At 45.6% G+C, this 21,436-nt stretch carries 1 protein-coding gene (cut by a window edge); it reads left to right on the forward strand.

All coding sequences use genetic code 11. The features are described from left to right. On the forward strand, nt 1-21,436 hold the 5' portion of the coding sequence (locus LOS73_RS06960; RefSeq protein WP_457934728.1) for a non-ribosomal peptide synthase/polyketide synthase. Its footprint extends 6,242 nt past the window's final position; the window shows 21,436 of its 27,678 coding nt (coding positions 1-21,436); its start codon is at nt 1-3; its stop codon lies off the right edge, out of view.

Below are 21,436 nucleotides of genomic sequence, written 5' to 3' on the forward strand. Positions count from 1 at the left end.
ATGACAACTAAACACTTCCCTTTGTCGCAAACGCAGCAAGATATTTATTTTGACCAGCTGCATTATCCTGATAACCCATTGTACAATATCGGTGGTTATGTTCGCTTTGGTAGGGTTGATGTAGATAAACTAACTAAAGCTCATCAGATACTTGTTATGCGTCATGACGCATTCGGCATCCGTATTATTGCCGACGATGAAGGCATCCGTCAGACCATTAGCAATGAGCGTACGCTAACTTTATCGGTACATGATTTTTCAACCCTGCCTAATCCCTTAGAAAGTGCCGAACAATGGTTAACCGAGTTGTTTGAAGCGCCACTGGAAATAGAAAATAAAGAGTTATTCAAAGCGTTTGTGTTAAAAATTGCCGATGACGAATATCGTTATATTTGTTTCGGTCATCATCTCTGTATGGATGGGTGGGGATTTGCCAACTGGATCAAACAGCTCGGTGGTTTATACAACGACGATGATACAGTTATTACCGAACAGATCCCGTGGGAGACGATTATCGATGAAGACCTGCGTTATTTGGACAGCAAAAAGTTTCAAAAAGACAAAAGTTATTGGGCGGAGTACTGTCGAGAATTACCTGATAGCTTGTTGCAAGCTCAGCATATTTACAAGATTAAAAATCCTAAAAAGGTGCCCAGCGCACGTGAGGTACTTGATCTTACTACCTACCAAATTGCAGCAGTTGCCGGGTTTGCCAAGCAGTATGGCATTGGTGTTAATCAAGTTTATTTGAACATTTTTGTTATTTATTTCAGTCAATTTTACAAAAGCCGTAAACTAGTTTTCGGGGTGCCGGTACATAACCGTAAAGGCCATAGCCAAAAGGAGATGATCGGGGTATTCACCAGTGTCAGCCCATTGCTGCTGGATGTTGATGATCAACGCTCATTTGTCGACATCAGCAGGGAAATCTTCAGTCAGCAAAAGAAAAACTATCGTCATCAACATTACTCAATCGGTCATTTGAACAATGATTTGAAATTGCCACCGGGGTCTGATTCAGTCTACGATGTTGCATTTAACTACCTCCAGCTTGAAAATGATTTGGTGATCGAAGGTCGTCAGACCCAGTTGGCCTATTTGAGCAATAACCATGATACGACCCCAATCAGCATAACGGTGTGGGCATCTGAAACTAATAATACCGCTGAAATTCAATTTGATTACAACTTTGCCTATTTTGACAGTGCCGACATTGCGTTGATTAAAGCCCGTACCAACCATTTAATTGATACGTTGCTCAGCAATGCCGAAACACCTATCCATCAAATTCAACTTTTGCCAGAGTCCGAGCAAAAGCAATTATTAGACTACAGTGTTAATGACAAACAAGTTGACAGCAGTCAAAACCAACAATTTTATCATCAGTTTGAACAGGCGGTTGCCTACAGACCTGACAGCATTGCTATTGTGGCTCAGGACAGGCAAATTAGCTACAGAGAATTGAATCAAAGTGCCAATCAGTTGGCCGCCTATATTAAAGAGCAGGGCTTAACAGCAGGTGACCGTGTTGGCGTTTGCATTAACCGTTCATGGTATGGCGTGCTGGCATTGCTGGCGACGCTTAAAGCGGGTGGTTGTTTTGTGCCACTGGACCCTGATTATCCGGAACAACGCTTGAGCTTTATGCTCAAAGACAGTGCACCTGCATTGTTGATAAGCGAAGCTAAGCTGGTCGATAGCCTAGCTTTCGATCCGAGAAAAATTATTTGTATTGAAAATATTATGGAAGATATTGAGCAATACTCCAGCGCAAATACAGAATTGAAAACGGTAGATTCTGACCCCGCATACATAATCTATACCTCAGGATCTACTGGTCAGCCAAAGGGCGTTGTGGTATCACACCGCGCCATGGCCAATTATTGTGATGTAATTAAAAATGATTATCAGGTTAATAAAGATGATCGCGTATTACAGTTTTCTTCTTTGTCATTTGATATTTTTATCGAAGAAGTTTGCGCTTCATTGGCCGTGGGGGCAGCGTTGGTTGTCAGCAGTGAGGGGATCATGGCCGGGCGCGAACAATTTGTTGGCCAGCTTATCGAAAGCCGCTTGAGCGTGATCACTTTACCCACTGCCTTTTGGCATGGTTTGTGTGCTGACAAAGCCGAGCTTGAAAAGCTTAACAACAGCGATTTGCGACTTGTGATCCTCGGTGGCGAAGCTATGTCTTTCAAAGCGTTGCAGAAATGGAAACAGGTTGTTGACCGCAAAGTTCGACTTCTAAACACCTATGGTCCAACAGAAGCAACCGTTGTTGCCAGTGTATTTGATACGGCAGACTATAAAGGTCAGAACCAACAAGTGCCTATTGGACGGCCTGCCAGTGGTTCACAGCTTTTTGTCCTAGATGACAATCGTGGTGAAATGGCAATAGGTCACGTTGGGGAGCTGTATATCGGAGGTCAAAGACTGGCAGAAGGTTATCATAATCTCGCCGATATGACCGATGAGAAATTCATTACTACTGACGCCGGTGATAGGCTTTACCAAACTGGCGATATGGTACGTTGGTTGCCAGATGGCAACCTTGAATTTGTTGGCCGTGTTGACTACCAGATTAAGCTGCGTGGGTTCCGTATCGAACTCCCTGAAATTGAAGCTGCTATTTTGGCTTGTGAACAGGTCAGTGAATGCCTTGTTTTACTGAACGACGAACCAAAACAATTAGTTGCCTATGTCGTTGCTCAGAATACGGCAGAATTAACGGTACAGTTGCAACAACAACTTGCGCAGAAGCTGCCAGGTTATATGATCCCGTCTGTTTATGTTGTATTGGATGCCATGCCGTTGACAACAGCCGGTAAGGTTGATCGCAAAGCATTACCGCAGCCAGATAAAGCTGACCAATTTGGTCGTTATCTTGCACCACAATCCAATATGGAAAAAACCTTATGCCAAATCTGGCAAGACGTACTGGGTCTTCAGCAGGTTGGTATTAACGATAACTTCTTCAGTATCGGCGGTGACTCTATCATGACATTGCAGGTGATTTCCAGTGCCCGTGCGCAGGGGGTCCAAATTACTGCCAGACAGGTATTTGAATTTAATACGATTGCTGAACTGGCGATGCAGGCAATTACGAAAAAAACTGAAACAGTCTTTCAAGGCGACAGCCTGGGCAAGCAAATTTTGCTGCCAATCATGCAGCAGTGGTTAAATGTGGACCCTACAGACCAGCATCACTTCAATCAGTCGCTATTGTTACAGGTGCCAGTAGAATTTACTGCCGAGCAGCTAAATCCCTTGATGAATGCCTTGTGTCAGCGTCATGACGCACTTCGACTGGTCTTTTCAAAACAAGACAACCAATGGTTGGCCAACTACACCACAGTTACGCCAATGATGATTGACGATGCGATCAGCTATCAGGATTTACGTGGTTTGTCGCATTCAGATTATCAAACCCGTCTGGCCGAAATTGGCCAGCAGGCACAAAGCAGTTTTATATTGGGTGAAGGCGTGTTGTTTAAAGCCGTTTACTTAGAAGCCGATGGCAATGACAGTCGAGTATTACTGGTAATGCATCACATGATTGTTGATGGTGTTTCCTGGCGTGTTTTGTTACAAGATTTGACTCTGGGTTATCAGCAACTTGTCGCGGGCAATGCTGTTAAGCTAGCGGCCAAAACTAATTCATTGCAGCAATGGGGAGAGTTTTTAGTCGATTATGCCCAAACTGAACAGCTTGTAGCTGAGCGAGCAGATTGGTTGGCTCAGCTTAATATTGAAGTGCCGGCATTGTTGGTTGATCATCAGGTTGAAGATAACCGTCACAGTACTACACAAAAAATAACCGTCAAACTTGACCAAAGTCATACACAGGCGTTGTTAACCGGTTGTCATCAGGCTTATCACACAGAAATTAATGACCTATTGTTATCGGCTTTGTTCATCGCAATGAGTCGCTGGACAGGTCAGGATAAAGTTCGCGTTGATTTGGAAGGCCATGGCCGCGAAGCGTTAAGTAACAAGTTGGATCTCAGTCAAACCATCGGCTGGTTCACCAGTGTTTATCCGGTAACGTTAAACGTCACCGAGCCTGATTCAATCACACAAGTGATCAAAGCGGCCAAAGAGCAATTGCGCAATGTGCCAAACCATGGCATTGGTTTTGGTTTGTTACACGATTTAGCAGCCGACGAAGATTTAAAAGCCGCAAGGTTAGCTGCGCCTTCTTCGATTGTATTTAACTACCTGGGTCAGTTTGACCACCACGCCGACAGTGATACCTTGTTCACTATGGCTGAAGGGTTTGCCGGAGACGCCATCAGTAAAAATCGTCAAAGAGAGTATGCGATTGGCTTCAACGGCATGGTAACCAGTGCTAACTTGGCCTTTGAGCTGGACTATAACGGTTTGAGCTTTGACTGTGAAACCATGCAAACACTGGCTGATGCGTTTGAAACTGCGTTAAAAGACATCATCAATCACTGTCAAAATGCTAGTGTCAGCAGCTTTACCCCGAGTGATTTTCCGCTGGCTACCGTAAGTCAGTCACAGCTGGATCAATGGCAGCAGCAATATCCGAAATTTGAAAACCTTTATGCCTCAACACCGATGCAACAAGGCATGTTGTTCCACAGTGCGTTGGAACAGTCTTCTTATTTGACCCAGTTATCGATGGATTTGGGGCAAGATTTAAACGTAGATGCCTTTAAGAGCGCCTGGCAGAAAATGCAACAGCAATATCCTGTATTGCGCACTGTTTTTGTTGGCAAACAAATGGACCAACTGGTGTTGTCAGCATCGGTATTACCATGGTTTGAAGATGACTGGTCAACTGGCTCAGGATCATTTGAAAGCAAATTTGACGAGTATTGTCAGGCCGATAAGCTCAAAGGTTTTGATATCGAGTTTGGGCCTTTGATGCGCTTTGCCCTGATCCGTCAATCGAATGATAAATTTCGTTTTCTGTGGACTAGTCACCACGCCTTGCTTGATGGTTGGTCAGTGGCTAATCTTTTTGCCGAAATATTCCAGACTTATCACAGCTTAAACACGGGTGAGCAGATTCAATCGAGAGCAGTACCTGCTTATGCGAACTACATTAAATGGTTGCAACAAAAAGATAGTGGTGTTGCCGAAAATTACTGGCAGGAAACATTAAAAGACGTTGAGGTCACAACCCGTCTGGGTGTTGAAAAGCCAGTGGTTGGCGAAAATACTACTGCCGCCCCAGTGATGCGCTTGTTGCTGGAAGCATCTCAGACAGAACAACTGCAACAACTGGCGCGACGCAGTAATTCAACCTTAAATACCGTTATTCAGGGCGCATGGGCTTACTTGCTGCATCGTTACAGCGGTGAAGAGCAGGTGGTGTTCGGTGAAACCGTTGCTGGTCGACCTGAAGAATTGAACGGTGTTGAGCAAATGGTTGGTTTGTTTCTTAATACATTACCTGTGTGCGTTGATTTTTCACAAGATCAACCACTTGAATCATGGTTACAGGATCTGTATCAGTCCAGTATTACCCGTAAAGAGCATGGTTATTTGTCTTTGCCTGCGATTCAGGCGACAAGCCCGTTAGGCCATGATGTTGCTTTGTTTGATTCATTGGTGGTTTTTGAAAACTACCCGATAGACGAAGCTATTAAAAATCCGCAATCTGTTTTTGACCTTGATTCACTTAAAAATGACGAGCAAAGCAACTTCGCTTTGACCTTACAGGTTATGCCGGGCGAGCGATTGGAATTGTTGCTCAAGTATAACGCGGAGCAATTTACAGATGTTACCATCACCCGCATTTTGTCTGCGATGCAGGAAATTCTTGTCGGCTTTGCTAATGATATTACTGATGTTAAACAGCTATCTCTGGTATCGAGCAGCGATAAAGCGCAACAGCAGCAATTGATGCAAATGCATGGTGAATATCCAAAAGCTAGTACCATCGTCGAGCTATTTGAACAACAGGTAGAGCAACATGCTGACAATGTTGCCATGTTGTCAGATGATGAAAACATCAACTATGCAACGCTTAACCAACAGGCCAATCAACTGGCCAATTATCTGATAGAGCAGGGCGTAATCCAGGGCAGTTTTGTTGGTCTTTGTATGCATCGGGGCGCAGACATGATTGTCGCCATGCTGGCCATTTTAAAAGCGGGTGCTGCTTATGTGCCAATCGATCCGGATTATCCAGGCGAGCGTGTCGACTACATGCTTAAAGACGCAGATCTTAAAGTGGTGTTGACCCACAGCGAATGTATGTCTGTGTTTTCATCTCATTCAATTGCACCAATTGCGGTAGATGTATTATTTCAGGCCGGGACTTTAGAGCAATTGGGTGTAGATAATCTAACAATAATACCAACCGACCCTGCAAAACAGTTAGCTTATGTCATCTATACATCAGGCTCCACCGGTAAGCCTAAAGGGGTTGTTGTCAATCAGTTGAACGTAGTGCGTTTGGTTAAAAATACCCGCTATGTAGAATTGAACGAAAAAGACGTAATTGCACAGGCGTCTAACTGTTCTTTTGATGCCGCGACCTTTGAAATTTGGGGGGCATTGTTAAACGGTGCCCAACTGCAATTTGTTAGCAAAGAAGTGTTGCTTGACGCTAAGTTGTTGAGTGAAACACTGGTAGATAAAAAGATCACAACCCTGTTCTTGACCACCGCGCTTTTCAATCAAATGTCGTTGATCAACCCCGCTGGTTTCAGCACGCTTAAAAACGTACTGTTTGGTGGTGAGTTAGTCGACAACGATGCTGTCTCGCGTATATTCACAGCAGGTAAGCCGACTAACCTATTACACGTTTACGGCCCTACTGAAAACACCACTTTCAGTACTAGTTACAACATTAAAGAACTGTCACAAAACACCGATTACCCTATAGGTCAAGCCATAGATGGCGGCTTTGCTATGGTCATGGATCCGTCGCAAAACCTCTTGCCTATCGGCATTGTCGGAGAGTTGGTATTGGGTGGTGACGGTATCGCCATGGGTTATCTTAACCAGTCAAAACTGAACGCTGATACTTTTATCGAGCACGCGCAATACCCGGGCCAGAAGTTATATCGTACCGGTGATTTGGTGCGTTTACGTGAAGACGGCGAATTGGTCTTTGTTGGTCGTGTAGACGATCAGGTGAAAATTCGCGGTTTCAGAATCGAGCCGGGTGAAATTGTCCGAACCTTGAATTTAAACGAAGGTGTTGACGAGTCGTTCATTTTGGTCAGCGGTTCAGGCTCAGACAAACAACTGATTGCCTATCTGGTGCCCAGTGCATCTGTAACTGCCAATGCTGAATTTATCAATGAAGTGTGCCAGTGGCTTAAAGGCCGTTTGCCTGAATATATGCAACCAGCCACTTTTATTGCTCTTGATAAACTACCGTTAAGCCAAACAGGTAAAGTCGATCGCAAAGCCTTACCAGCGCCGGACATGAGTCAATGGATGCAGACTGAATTTGTCGCTCCGGTGACTGACACCGAGCAAAAATTATGTGCTGTATGGGCGCGATTGTTAAAGCTTGAAAAAGTCAGTACCAATGCATCGTTCTTCGAATTGGGTGGTCATTCACTTTTGGTGACTCATTTAACCAGTGCTGTTAACAGCGCGTTCTCAGTGAGTTTGAGCTTGCGACAGGTGTTTGATAACAATACCGTTGGAGAACTGGCTAAAGTGATTGAAAACAGCCATGCAACGGTTGTGGTTAAATTACCGGTGGTCTCCAGAGAGCAAGAGCTTCCTGCATCATTTACCCAGCAACGCTTTTGGTTTATCGACCAGCTTGAAGGTGGCAGTCATTACAATTTGCAAAGCATTTTTCAGTTAAGCGGACAGTTTGACCACACTTGTTTTGAGCGTGCATTAAGCGCTTTGGTTGAACGTCATGAAGTACTTAGAACTACCTTTACCGATCGTGGTGGTCAGGCTTATCAATTAATCCAAAGTGCAGTCAGCATTATTCTTGAACAGGCTAGTGTGGTTGACTTGCCCGTCAATGAAAAAGTAACAGAGATTGAAAAACTTGCTCGTGAGCAGGTGCTAAAACCGTTTGATTTGACCTGTGAACTGATGTTGCGTGCCAATGTTGTGGTGCAGGGGCAGGACGATCACGTATTGATCCTAACTGTACCGCATATCGCCTTTGACGGTGTAAGTTTAAGCATATTCACTCGCGAGTTAAGCGAGTTGTATACGGCATTTGTTAACAATAAAGCCAATCCGTTGCCGCCGTTAACAGTACAATATGCCGATTTCGCTTGCTGGCAACGTAATTGGTTCCAGGGGGAGGTACAGTCTCAGCAGCTTGATTACTGGCGTGAGCAACTTACCGAGCTGCCGCTGGTGCACCGCTTGCCCCTTGATAAAAAACGCCCACCAAAGCAGACTTTTGTTGGCTCAGAATACAGCTGTCGCTTAAACCACCGCTTGACAGAACAGGTCAAATCATTGGCCCAAAGCCACAACGTGACCTTGTTTATGTTGCTGCAAACTGCATTCTCGGTATTGCTGGGTCGTTATGCCAATGAGACCGATATTGTGATGGGTACACCCATTGCCAGTCGCAGCCATGAAGATGCCGAGCCACTGATAGGCTTTTTCGTCAATACCCTAGTATTGCGCTCGAAACTGGAGGGTGATCCCCGTTTTACCGACTTGCTCGGTGACAACAAACAAATGGTGCTGGATGCCTTTACCCATCAGCATCTGCCGTTTGACCTGTTGGTGGATGAATTAATTTCACATCGCAGATCCGATCATAACTCACTGTATCAAGTGATCTTTACCGTCGAAAATTATCAGCCGGCGGTGTTTGATTTTGCGGGTTTGACCCTTAAACCGTTTGAAACCCAAACCAAACAGCACAGCCCTGACTATGAGCTGGGTCTGCATGTCACCGATATGGACGACGGCTTGAGTTTGGTATGGGATTTCAATACTAGTGTGTTTACTGAACAGACAGCCAAACGACTGGCAGAAAGCTTTGAGATCATGCTGAGTGCCATCGTTGATATGCCGGAGCAGAATATTCAGTCATTGCCGTTACTCGATACAGCGCAGCAACAGTCAATCCTGACCGAATGGAATAACACCGCCAGCGATTTTGACAGCAATGCCTGTATCGGCCAGCTATTTGAAGCGCAGGTGGCTGCGAATCCCAACAATATTGCCGCGGTTTTTGAAGGTGAGTCATTGACTTATCAAGCACTGAATGAGCAGGCCAATCAAGTCGCAAGATTTCTGGTAGAAAATCAGGTCAAGGCGGATACCTTGGTAGCACTGTGTATTGATCGCTCACTGGATATGTTCATTGGCATGGTGGGCATTGTCAAAGCCGGTGGTGCTTATTTGCCGATTGACCCTAACTTGACCAAAGAGCGCATCGACTTTATGATCGCTGATGGCAGTGTTGAACTGATACTGACCAGCAGCAAAGTGATGTCAAAGCATGATTTTGACAACTTCAAAGTATTGTCACTGGATGAAAGGCTCCGGGCAGGCGCATTGACCGGGTACAGTACCAAAAACCTTGATATCAGCGGTCAAAGTTCTGAACAATTGGCCTACGTGATATATACCTCCGGTTCAACAGGACAGCCAAAAGGTGTAATGGCCAGCCACAAAAACGTGGTTCGTTTAACCAGTGGCGCTGATCAATACATAGGTATTGACCAGCCGCTTAAAGTGTTGCAGGCAGCGCCAATTTCTTTTGACGCTGCCACCTTTGAAATTTGGCTACCGCTGCTCAGTGGTGGCACTGTTTGCTGTTACCCACATGAGCAAATTGATGTTGACCAAATTAACTGCACCATCGAACAAAACGGGATCAATCTGGCATGGTTGACCGCCGGACTGTTTGACGTGTGGGTTGACGGTAAAGATACCGCCCAAACACAGCTGCTTACCATAGTGACCGGTGGTGATGTGGTATCTGCCAAGTCAGTTACCCGTTTGTATGATATGAATCCGAATATTCGGGTTGTGAATGGTTACGGGCCGACAGAATGTGTCACTTTTGCCTGTTGTCATGTTATCAACCGGGATATTGACCCTGCGCAGTCATTGCCTATCGGTCGCCCCATTGCCGACACTTTGGTATATGTATTGTCGGAGCAGGGCCAGCCTGTGCCAGTAGGAGCCGTTGGTGAGCTGCATATCGGTGGTGATGCCGTGTCCCGTGGTTACTTGAATCAGGCTGCTTTGACTCGGGAGAAGTTCATTGCTAACCCATTCAATGACGATGCGGCTGCGCGACTGTACAAAACCGGCGATTTGGTTCGTTGGCTGCCACAAGGCGTGATTGAATATATCGGCCGTATAGATAGCCAAATAAAACTACGTGGTTTCAGAATTGAGCTGGGTGAAATCGAACAACACTTAAGTAGCTGCACTGATGTCAAAGATGCGGTAGTCACTTACCATCAGGGTAATTCCCATCAAGACAGTTATCTGGTGGGTTATGTATTGACTGAGGCAAGCAACGAAGGTGTACAAGCATCACAATTGCGTGCGCAACTACAGGCTAGGCTGCCTGAGTACATGGTACCGTCGGTCTTTATGAACATGGACAAAATGCCGTTGACTAGCAATGGTAAAGTGGATCGTAAAAGGCTGCCTGAGCCTGATTTGAACCAGATGACACAGACACAATATGTCGCACCATCTACCGCTACCGAAGTGCAACTGTGTCAAATTTGGTCAGATTTGTTGTCAGTAGAAACCATTTCAGCCGACCTGCCGTTTTTTGTTTTGGGGGGAAACTCGCTGCTTGTCATGACCCTGACCGCCGCCATTAATGAAACGTTCTCTGTGATTGTGGCGTTGCGTGATGTGTTTGAACACAACACCATTCATGCACTCGGTGCATTGATTGACAGTGTGGTAACGGTTAAACATGTCAACATCAGCAAGGTCTCGCGCGATAGTGTTTTGCCGTTGTCTTTTGCCCAGCAACGATTGTGGCTGGTTGATCAACTTGAAGGCAGTAGCCATTACAATGTGCAAAACAAGTTGCGCCTTAAAGGTGATTTTAATTACGGTGCTTTTGAACAAGCATTATCCAGCCTTATTGAACGTCATGAAGTGTTGCGCACCTGTTATGTTGAGCGTGACGGCCAAACTTGTCAGGTAATTCAACCTATGCCCAGGTTTGTGCTTGAGCAAGTAACGCTGAACTCGGCTGACCAATATAAGCAAGTTAAACAATACGCTATGGATCAGGCAAGTCAGTCGTTTGATTTGAGCTGTGATTTGATGTTACGTGCGCAGATCATCGAGCTTGAAACGTCTGAAAGATTCCTTCTGTTAACCATTCATCACATTGCTTTTGATGGTGTTTCCCTCGGTGCATTCACTCGCGAATTGGGCGCTTTGTATCAAGGATATATCACAGGTCAACTTCCCGAATTAGCACCGATGCCAATTCAGTATGCCGATTTTTCTCATTGGCAGCGTAACTGGTTGCAGGGCGAAGAACTTCAGGGACAGCTCGACTTCTGGGCTCAGTATCTAGCCGATATCCCAACGGTACATAGCTTGCCACTGGACAAACCGCGTCCGGCAAAACAAACCTTTGTCGGAGTCGGCCATGCCACTGTTATCGATAGTGATTTGACCGCACAAATCAAATCTTTATGTCAAGACCACAACTCAACCCTGTTTATGTTTTTGCAAACGACTTTCTCAGTCATGTTGGCTCGTTACTCAAATGAAACCGATATTGTGATTGGTAGCCCGGTTGCGGGCAGAACTCAGGCTGAAGTGGCTTCGATGGTTGGTTTCTTTGTCAACACACTGGTACTTCGCTGTAATCTTGAGGGTAATCCAAGCTTTAGTGATTTGCTGGCCGTACAAAAAACACAGTTGCTTAAAGCCTTTGACCATCAGCATATGCCGTTTGAGGTATTAGTAGACGAACTTAGGCCCCAGCGCAGTTTGGCTCATCACGCCTTATATCAAGTGGTGTTTGCTGTGCAGAACTTTGATCACGGTAATCTTGAGTTTGGCGATCTAAGTCTTGAACCGTTTGAAAGCGATGACATTCAATTGAGTCCAGACTATGAACTGGGTCTGCACGTTACTGAAAAAGACGGTGAACTGGAACTTTACTGGTCATGCAATACCGCAGTATTTGAAGTTGAGACCCTTGAACGTTTTTCCCAAACCATGCAAGTATTGCTTAGAGGCATTGTTGCCGCCCCAGACACCAGCATTCAGGCATTGCCGCTACTTGATACTGCGCAGCAACAGTCAATCCTGATTGACTGGAATAACACCGCCACCGATTTTGACAGCAAAGCCTGTATCGGTCAGATGTTTGAAGCGCAGGTAGCAGCGACCCCCAATAATGTAGCAGCGATTTTTGAAGATAAGTCACTGACTTATCAAGAACTGAATGAGCAGGCTAATCAGGTCGCCGGATTTCTGGTTGAAAATCAGGTTAAAGCGGATTCTTTGGTCGCGCTGTGTGTTGATCGCTCTCTGGATATGTTTATTGGTATGCTGGGCATTGTTAAAGCCGGTGGTGCCTATTTGCCGATTGACCCGAACCTGCCGGAAGACCGCATCGACTTTATGATCGAAGATGCCGGTATTGAATTGGTATTGACTAGTAGCGAATTGATGTCAGAGCTTGATTTTGATGACTTGAAAGTATTGCCGCTGGATGAAAGCATCCGTTCACGCATATTGACCAAATACAGCACAAACAACCTTGATAGTGTGGAGCAACATTCGGATCATCTAGCGTATGTGATCTATACCTCTGGTTCAACAGGACAGCCAAAAGGTGTTATGGCCAGCCACAAAAATGTGGTTCGCTTAACTTGTGGAGCAGCTCAGTACATAGGTATCGATGAGCCGCTTAGAGTGTTGCACGCCGCACCAATCTCTTTTGACGCGGCAACCTTTGAAATTTGGGTGCCGCTGTTAAATGGCGGCACTGTGTGTTGTTACCCGCAAGACAAAATTGATGTTAACCAAATCAACCGTACCATAGTCGAAAATAAGATCAATCTGGCGTGGTTGACGGCAGGGCTGTTTGACGTGTGGGTTGACGCAAAAGATACCGCACATACACCATTGCGCACGATAGTGACCGGTGGTGATGTGGTATCTGCCAAGTCAGTAGCATGCTTGTATGATATGAATCCGAACATCAGGGTAGTTAACGGTTATGGCCCGACAGAATGTGTCACCTTTGCTTGTTGTCATGTTGTCGACCGTGATATCGAATCAGTCCAATCACTTCCTATCGGGCGAGCCATTGCCGATACTTTGGTTTATGTTTTGTCTGATCAGGGTCAGCCTGTGCCGATAGGTGCTGTTGGTGAACTGTACATCGGTGGTGATGGAGTATCCCGTGGTTATTTGAATCAGGCGGCATTGACAGAAGAAAAATTCATTGCCAACCCCTTTAGTGATGATGCGGCTTCGCGACTTTACAAAACTGGTGATTTGGTTCGCTGGTTACCACAGGGTGTGGTTGAATATGTTGGCCGTGTTGATCATCAGATCAAACTGCGTGGTTTCAGGATTGAGCTTGGCGAAATCGAACAACACCTACGCAGTTGCACCGATGTTAAAGATGCGGTAGTTACTTATCATCAGGATAGTTATCTGGTGGGTTATGTCCTGTCTGAGACAGGCAATGAAGATATAAAAACGGCGCAATTGCGTACGCAACTACAGCTCAGATTGCCAGAGCACATGGTACCGTCGATCTTTATGAGCATAAACAAAATGCCGCTGACCACCAATGGTAAAGTAGATCGAAAACGTTTGCCTGAGCCTGATTTAAATCAGATGATGCAGGTACAATATGTCGCACCAACAACCGAAACCGAACAGCGTTTGTGTCAAATCTGGTCTGAATTGTTGCCGGTAGAGACCATTTCAGCCGACGTGCCGTTTTTCGATTTTGGTGGTAACTCATTGCTAGCAATGAGTTTGACCACAGCCATCAATGAAGTGTTCTCTGTTACCGTGGCGCTGCGTGATGTGTTTGAACATAGTACAGTTATTGCACTTTCTGTAGTGATCGATAGTGCTGCAACGGTTGAACATGTCAGCATTAGCAACGTAGCTCGCGACAGTGTATTGCCGTTATCTTTTGCCCAGCAGCGCTTGTGGTTTATCGACCAGTTAGAGGGCAGCAGTCATTATAATATGCCAAGCCCGCTGGTATTCTGCGCCGAACTTGATATTTCCATCCTTGAGCATGCGCTTGGAACCATTATGGAACGTCATGAAATTCTGCGAACTATTTACGTAGAGATTGACGGACAGCCTTGTCAAACCATTCAAAGTAATTCCGAGTTTAAACTTGAACAGACGTCTTTGACTTACTTACCATTTGAACAGCAGCAACAAGAGCTTGAACAAAGAGTACAGGCCGAAACGGCACGAGTGTTCGATTTGAGCGCCGATTTAATGTTGCGAGCGAGCATCGTAACCGTTAACAACGCTGAAGGTGATATCGAACATGTATTGTTGCTGATGCTGCATCACATCGCGTTTGATGGTTGGTCAATGGGGGTTTTTACTGACGAACTTAACCGTTTGTATAGTGCTTTTGTTAACGGCAAAGCAAACCCATTGCCAGCACTTGAGCTGCAATATGTTGATTACGCTAACTGGCAGCGAAAGCGGTTAGTAGGTGATGAACTGGTCAAAGGTCTGGGGTACTGGTCACAACATTTGGCAGGTATGCCACCGGTGCACAGTTTGCCGCTGGATTATCCACGGCCCAAACAGCAATCTTTTGTTGGTATCACTCAAAAGCGTCCATTGAATCCTGAGCTGGGTCGTTCGATTCAGGCTTTGTGCCAGAGCAAAGACGTTACGCTGTTCATGTTGCTGCAAAGTGCATTTTCAGTGTTGATCGGGCGTTATTCCAATGAAACAGATATCGTGATTGGTACGCCGACTGCCGGACGTGATCATCAGGATCTTGAGCAGATGATTGGATTCTTTGTTAATACTTTGGTGCTGCGCAGCGATCTTGAAGGTAATCCTTCCTTCACTGAATTGCTGGCGGAAAACAAAACCCGTTTACTTGATGCCTACACCTATCAGTACATTCCGTTTGAAATGTTGGTAGAAGAGCTAAAACCTGAGCGTAGTATGAGTTATGGTCCGCTTAACCAGATTGTGTTTGCGGTACAAAACTTTGAACATGGCGAGCTGGACATGTCTGGCGTGACAACCCGTGCTTACGAAAACGATGACAAGCAGCTTAGTCCTGATTTTGAACTGGGTCTGCATGTTAACTTTGATGGCGACAATCTGATCTTTGATTGGTCTTGCAATACGGCTGTGTTTAATGAGCAAACCCTTGAACGCTTCGGTAACAGTATGGAAATTCTGTTGCAGGGTATTGTAGCTAACCCAGACACTAACATTCAGTCGTTGCCAGTACTTAGCGAGCAAGAGCGCAATACGCTGATTGATGAGTTGAATGATACCGCAGTTGAATACCCTAAAGAGTTATGTATTCACGAAGTGTTTGAAGCGCAGGTTGTACTGAATCCACAGGCTATAGCCGTGGTGTATGAAAACAACAGCTTAAGCTATGAGCAACTTAACCTTCAAGCCAACCAGTTGGCTCACTATCTCAAGGTGTTAGGGGTTAAATCTGGTCATTTGGTCGGGCTGTGTATTGAGCGTTCACTGGATATGGTGATTGGTCTGTTGGCAATCCTTAAAGCGGGTGGAGCATATGTGCCACTTGATCCTAGTTATCCAGTTGATCGCCTTAACCATATGCTCAGCGATTCCAACGCACAGTTGTTGCTGACCCAACGTAACAGCTTTACCCAGTCATCTTTTGCTGAAACTATGCAGAAAGTTTACATCGATGACCGCAGTGAATGGACTAATGAAGCAATAACCAATATGGATAAAGACGACATTGGTCTGACTTCATCTGATTTGGCGTACATGATTTACACCTCTGGTTCTTCAGGTAAACCCAAAGGAGTTATGATTGAACATCATAACGTGCTTAATTTGTTTACCGGTTTGGATAAGCAGTTTGGAACATCACAAGGTCAGGACCACTGGCTTGCTGTGACCAGTATCAGTTTTGATATCTCGGTGCTGGAATTGTTCTGGACCCTTGGTAACGGCCACAAAGTGGTGGTTCAACCAGACCGTCCGGTGCCGGTTGAAAACACCAAGGCACTTGACTTCAGTTTGTTCTATTTTGCCGCTGAAGAAAGTAATCAGTCGGTTAATAAATACCATTTGTTGTTTGAAGGGGCCAAATTTGCTGATACTCACGACATGGCAGCGATTTGGGTCCCTGAACGTCACTTTGCAAGCTTTGGTGATCCGTTCCCGAACCCATCTGTAGCTGCTGCTGCGGTTGCTGCTATTACTAATAATATTGCTATTCGTTCGGGTAGTGTGGTATTGCCACTGCACGACCCAATACGTGTCGCCGAAGAATGGTCGATGGTAGATAACATCTCCAATGGTCGCGTTGAATTATCCCTGGCTTCCGGTTGGCATCCAAATGATTTTGTTTTAGCCCCTGATGATTATCATACCCGTCATCAGAAGTTACAAACCAATACCGAAGTGCTCAAAGAGTTCTGGAAAGGTGCGCCAATGCTGCGCACCAATGGTATAGGAAAAGAAGTAGAGATTTATCTGCACCCACAACCGGTGCAAAAAACATTGCCGACCTGGATCACTGCCGGTGGCAATCCCGAGACTTTCCGAAATGCAGGATTGACTGGTGCGCACTTGTTGACCCATTTGTTGAGCCAGGGCAAAGAAACCCTTGGAAAAAACATCAAGGTTTATCAGGACGCCTTAGTAGAAGCCGGTTACCGCGTCGAGGACTTCAAGGTTGCCGTGATGCTCCATACCTTTGTCGGCGAGAACATTGACGAGGTTAAAGCGATTGTTGAAAAACCTTTCAAAAACTACCTGCGTCAGTCTATTAATCTGCTTAGACCTCTGGCAGAGCAAGCGGGTCTTGACCTGTACAACGACGTAGATGCCCTGTTGGACATGGGTTTTGAACGTCATTTCCAAACCAGCGGCCTGATGGGCACGCCTCAGAGCTGTATGAGCCAGATTCAAGAGCTACAGGAAATTGGTGTGACAGAGCTTGCCTGTTTGATTGACTTTGGCGTTGATCATCAACTGAGCATAGATCATTTGCCGCAGTTACATCAATTGCAGCAAAATGTCAGGCAGTTGGCAGGACAACAGCAATTGCTGGCCAGGCGTCTTGAGAACCACTGGTCACCTGCGCAACTGATGACTGAACATCAGATCACCCATATGCAGTGTACACCTACATTTGCCCATGAAATGGTAATGGAAACTGATGGTCAATCGGCACTTGGTCAACTTAAACACTTGTGTATTGGTGGTGAAGCATTATCCCCAGAGCTTGCCTCACAAGTACTAAGCCATATGCAAGGTCAGGTGTTTAATATGTACGGCCCTACTGAAACTACGGTGTGGTCGGCCATTTCAGATGTTACGCTGACAAGTGTTGATCTTGGCGCACCCATTGCTAACACTCAATTCTATGTAGTGGATCAATATCAGCAATTAGTGCCAAGAGGTACTGTGGGAGAATTGTTTATCGGCGGTGACGGCGTAACGCGTGGTTATTACCAGCGCGAAGAGCTGACTGCTGACAAGTTTATCAATAACCCGTTCACTGCACATGACGATGTAATAGGTCGGATATACAAAACCGGTGATCTGGTACGCTGGTTGCCTGACGGTGGCCTGCAATACTTTGGTCGTATCGATGAACAGGTTAAAGTACGCGGTTTCCGAATAGAACTTGGCGAGATAGAATCTGCATTGCTGAGTTATAAAAAAGTCACAGAAGCTGTTGTAATTGCATGGGGTGACCCCAAACGTTTGTTAGCCTATGTGGTTACTGAGTCAGGTGTTAATATCGATGAAGATTTGCTGCGCGAGCACATTAAAACCTCTTTACCGGAATATATGATCCCGGCATCTTTTGTCCAGCTCGATGGGTTGCCATTGACGCCAAATGGAAAAATCAACCGTAATGCGTTGCCGGAGCCTGACAGCCAAATATTGAGCGAATCGACTTATGTAGCACCAGTAACTGACATTGAACGTCAGTTGTGTGAAATATGGCAAACCGAGTTGGGTATTGAGCAGGTTGGTGTAACTGACAACTTCTTTTCTATTGGTGGTGACTCAATTCTGTCCATAAGAATGATAGCTTCGTGTAATCGTAATAGTCTTGGTTTGGCGACACGCCAATTGTTTGAACACCAAACCATTCGCGAATTGGCATTGCAGGTGGTAGGCAGCAATATTTCCATTGTAGCACCGCAAACACCAAGCGAAGCAGGACAGGCACTATTACCTGTACAACATTGGTATCTTGAAAGTGGCGATGCGGTTGACCGTTCGCACTATAATCATGCTTTGTTGCTTAAAGCTCCGAAAAAACTTAGTAAGGCGCTGTTAGAGCAATTGGTTACGGCTTTGTATCAGCGTCATGATGCGTTGAGATTGCGCTTTACTCAAGAACAGGACCAATGGCAAGCCAATTACCAGATATTTGACAACGCCATGGTTGCAGCCTCAGTGGTTGTTGAAGATCTTGACGGCCTAAGTGCCGAACAACAAACCCAAGCGCTTGAAACTCGTGGTGAAGCGATTCAGGCAAGTTTGTCCATCACAGACGGGCCTCTGTTTAAAGCGGTATTGTTCACCTCAATGCAGGGTGAGCAACGCCTGTTGCTGGTATTGCATCATTTGGTGGTCGACGGTATTTCATGGCGTATATTACTGACTGATTTAAAGCTTGGTTATGAACAACTTACTAGCGGAAAACCCGTTAAACTGACTGCGAAAACATCGTCCTTACAACAATGGGGCAAATTTCTGCTTGAACATGCTGCCACCGATGCGGTGCAGCAAGAGCGTGATTACTGGTTGGAGCAACTGTCAATTGCAGTAGCACCATTGCCTGTAGGTCATGGTGAAGTGGTAGACAATACTGTTGCAACAACCGGGCAAGTTTCATTCACCCTTGATGCTGCGAAAACCACATCGCTGTTGACTGACAGCAATAAACCATATCGTACCGAGATCAACGACTTACTGCTGACGGCATTGCTGTCAGGCATTAATGACTGGAGTGGTGAATCTGCCGCTCGGGTTGATATGGAAGGGCATGGCCGTGAATCGCTTAATGAAATTATTGATCATAGTGATACCCTGGGTTGGTTTACCAGCATTTATCCATTGACATTGCACAGTGAGAAAGGTGTTGATATTGCACAAAGAATTATGGCTGTTAAAGAGCAAACCCGTCAGGTGCCCAACAAAGGCATCGGATTTGGTTTGCTTAAGTTCCTTGTCCGTGACGAAGGGATCAACAATCAATGCTACGGCAACGAATCGCCGATTATTTTTAACTATATTGGTCAGGTTGACCAAGCCATGGGCACCGACAGTATCTTTAGTATTGCAGATGAGAGCGCCGGTAATATCATCAGCGTTAAACGCCAGCGTGAGCACCAGCTGAGCATTGTCGGCAGTGTGCTTGAAGATCAATTGACTATCGCTATCGGTTATAACTCAAAGCAATACGATCATCAGATGATGACGGATCTGGTTGAGGGCATTAAATCAGGCCTTGAGCAGATTGTCGAACATTGCCAGAGCGATGAAGCGGGTTGTTATACCCCAAGTGATTTCCCACTGGCACAGATAAATGCACAAGAGTTGCAACAATGGCAGGTTGATCACCCTACCCTTGAAGATGTTTATGCCTCTACACCGATGCAGCAGGGTTTGTTGTTCCACAGCCTGATGGATAAATCAGCTTATATAACCCAGCTATTCCTGAACGTTGTCGGTGATCTGGATATTGACGCATTCAGTCGGGCTTGGCAGCAGGTTGTGAATCATTACGATGTGTTCCGTACTGTGTTTGTCGGCGAGCAGATGCATCAATTGGTGGTTGCCAACGGCTCATTAGATGTCACGGTTAAAGACCTGCGTGATATGGATGTAACACAACAGCGAAAATCCTTTGAAAGCTACCGACGGGCTGACAAAAAGCAGGGCTTTGATATTACCCAGCTACCTTTGATGAGACTATCAATGTTTCAGCTGGATGACAAAACTGTACGTTTATTATTGTCTTATCACCATGCTGTAATGGATGCGTGGTCTCAGGCGATTGTGCTTAAAAACGTAATACTGTGTTATGAAGCCATTAAGGCGGGTCGCACTGAGCAATTGCCGACGTTGGTCCCATATCGTGGCTACGTTCAGTGGTTGAACGATCAGGACAAACCGGCAGCACGTGTTTACTGGCAGCAGATGCTAGGTGATTTTGAATCACCGACTGAAATTGGTATTGATCAGTTAAAAATTGAGTCACAGGATACTGGCTCAGGTTATACCGCAGTTTATTTACCTGAAGATAAAACCGCAGCATTACAGCAGCTGGCAAAATCCACTAAAACTACCCTTAACACCATCATTCAGGGTGCCTGGGGTTACTTGCTGCACCGTTACAGTGGTGAGAAAACTGTGGTCTTTGGTGAGACTACCGCAGGAAGACCTGCCAAGTTGGCTGATGTCGAGCAGATAGCTGGTTTGTTTATCAACACCTTGCCAGTACGCATGGACTTTGATACTGAAACCGATATCAATACATGGTTGCAGCAGTTGCACAAACAAGGGGTAGAAAGAGAGTCGTTTAGCTATCTGCAGTTGCTTGACATTCAGCGCCTCAGTGGCGTAGAGAAAAATGTCTCACTGTTTAACTCCCTATTTGCATTTAACCACTTCCCAATCGAAGAGCTTGTGGATGACGGCACTGGTTACAACGGGCTGGCGTTTGATGATTTTGCCGATGACGAACAGACCAACTATGGTTTGTCCTTCAGTGTCGCGGTAGGGCCTGAACTTGAATTTTCAGTGGATTATAAGGGAGCAGATTTTTCCGAAGAAACCATTATGCGTTTGCTTGGCCATATGGAAGTTATCCTTGATGGTATTTTGGCAGGAACCGACGGTAAAATTACTGATTTGCCGATGCTGACCAACGCAGAACATCAGCGATATAACCAGTGGAACGAGACTAAAAGAGGCTTTGATGAAAATGCCTGTATCCATCACTTGTTTGAAGCCCAGGCTTTAAGTAATCCAAATGCCATTGCAGCGGTTTATGAAGATGAAGAGCTGACATATGGAGCGCTTAATGAGCAAGCTAATCAGGTTGCCTATTATCTACTGGACCAACAGGTTAAACCTGACACCTTGGTTGGACTATGTCTGGACCGTTCACTGGATATGCTGGTGGGTATACTGGGTATACTCAAAGCCGGGGGTGCATACGTGCCGATAGATCCAAATCTTCCGGCAGATCGTATTGATTTTATGCTTGAAGACTCAAAGGTCGAACTTATTTTGACCCAGAGCGACTTGA

The organism is Pseudoalteromonas sp. SCSIO 43210 (assembly GCF_054133285.1).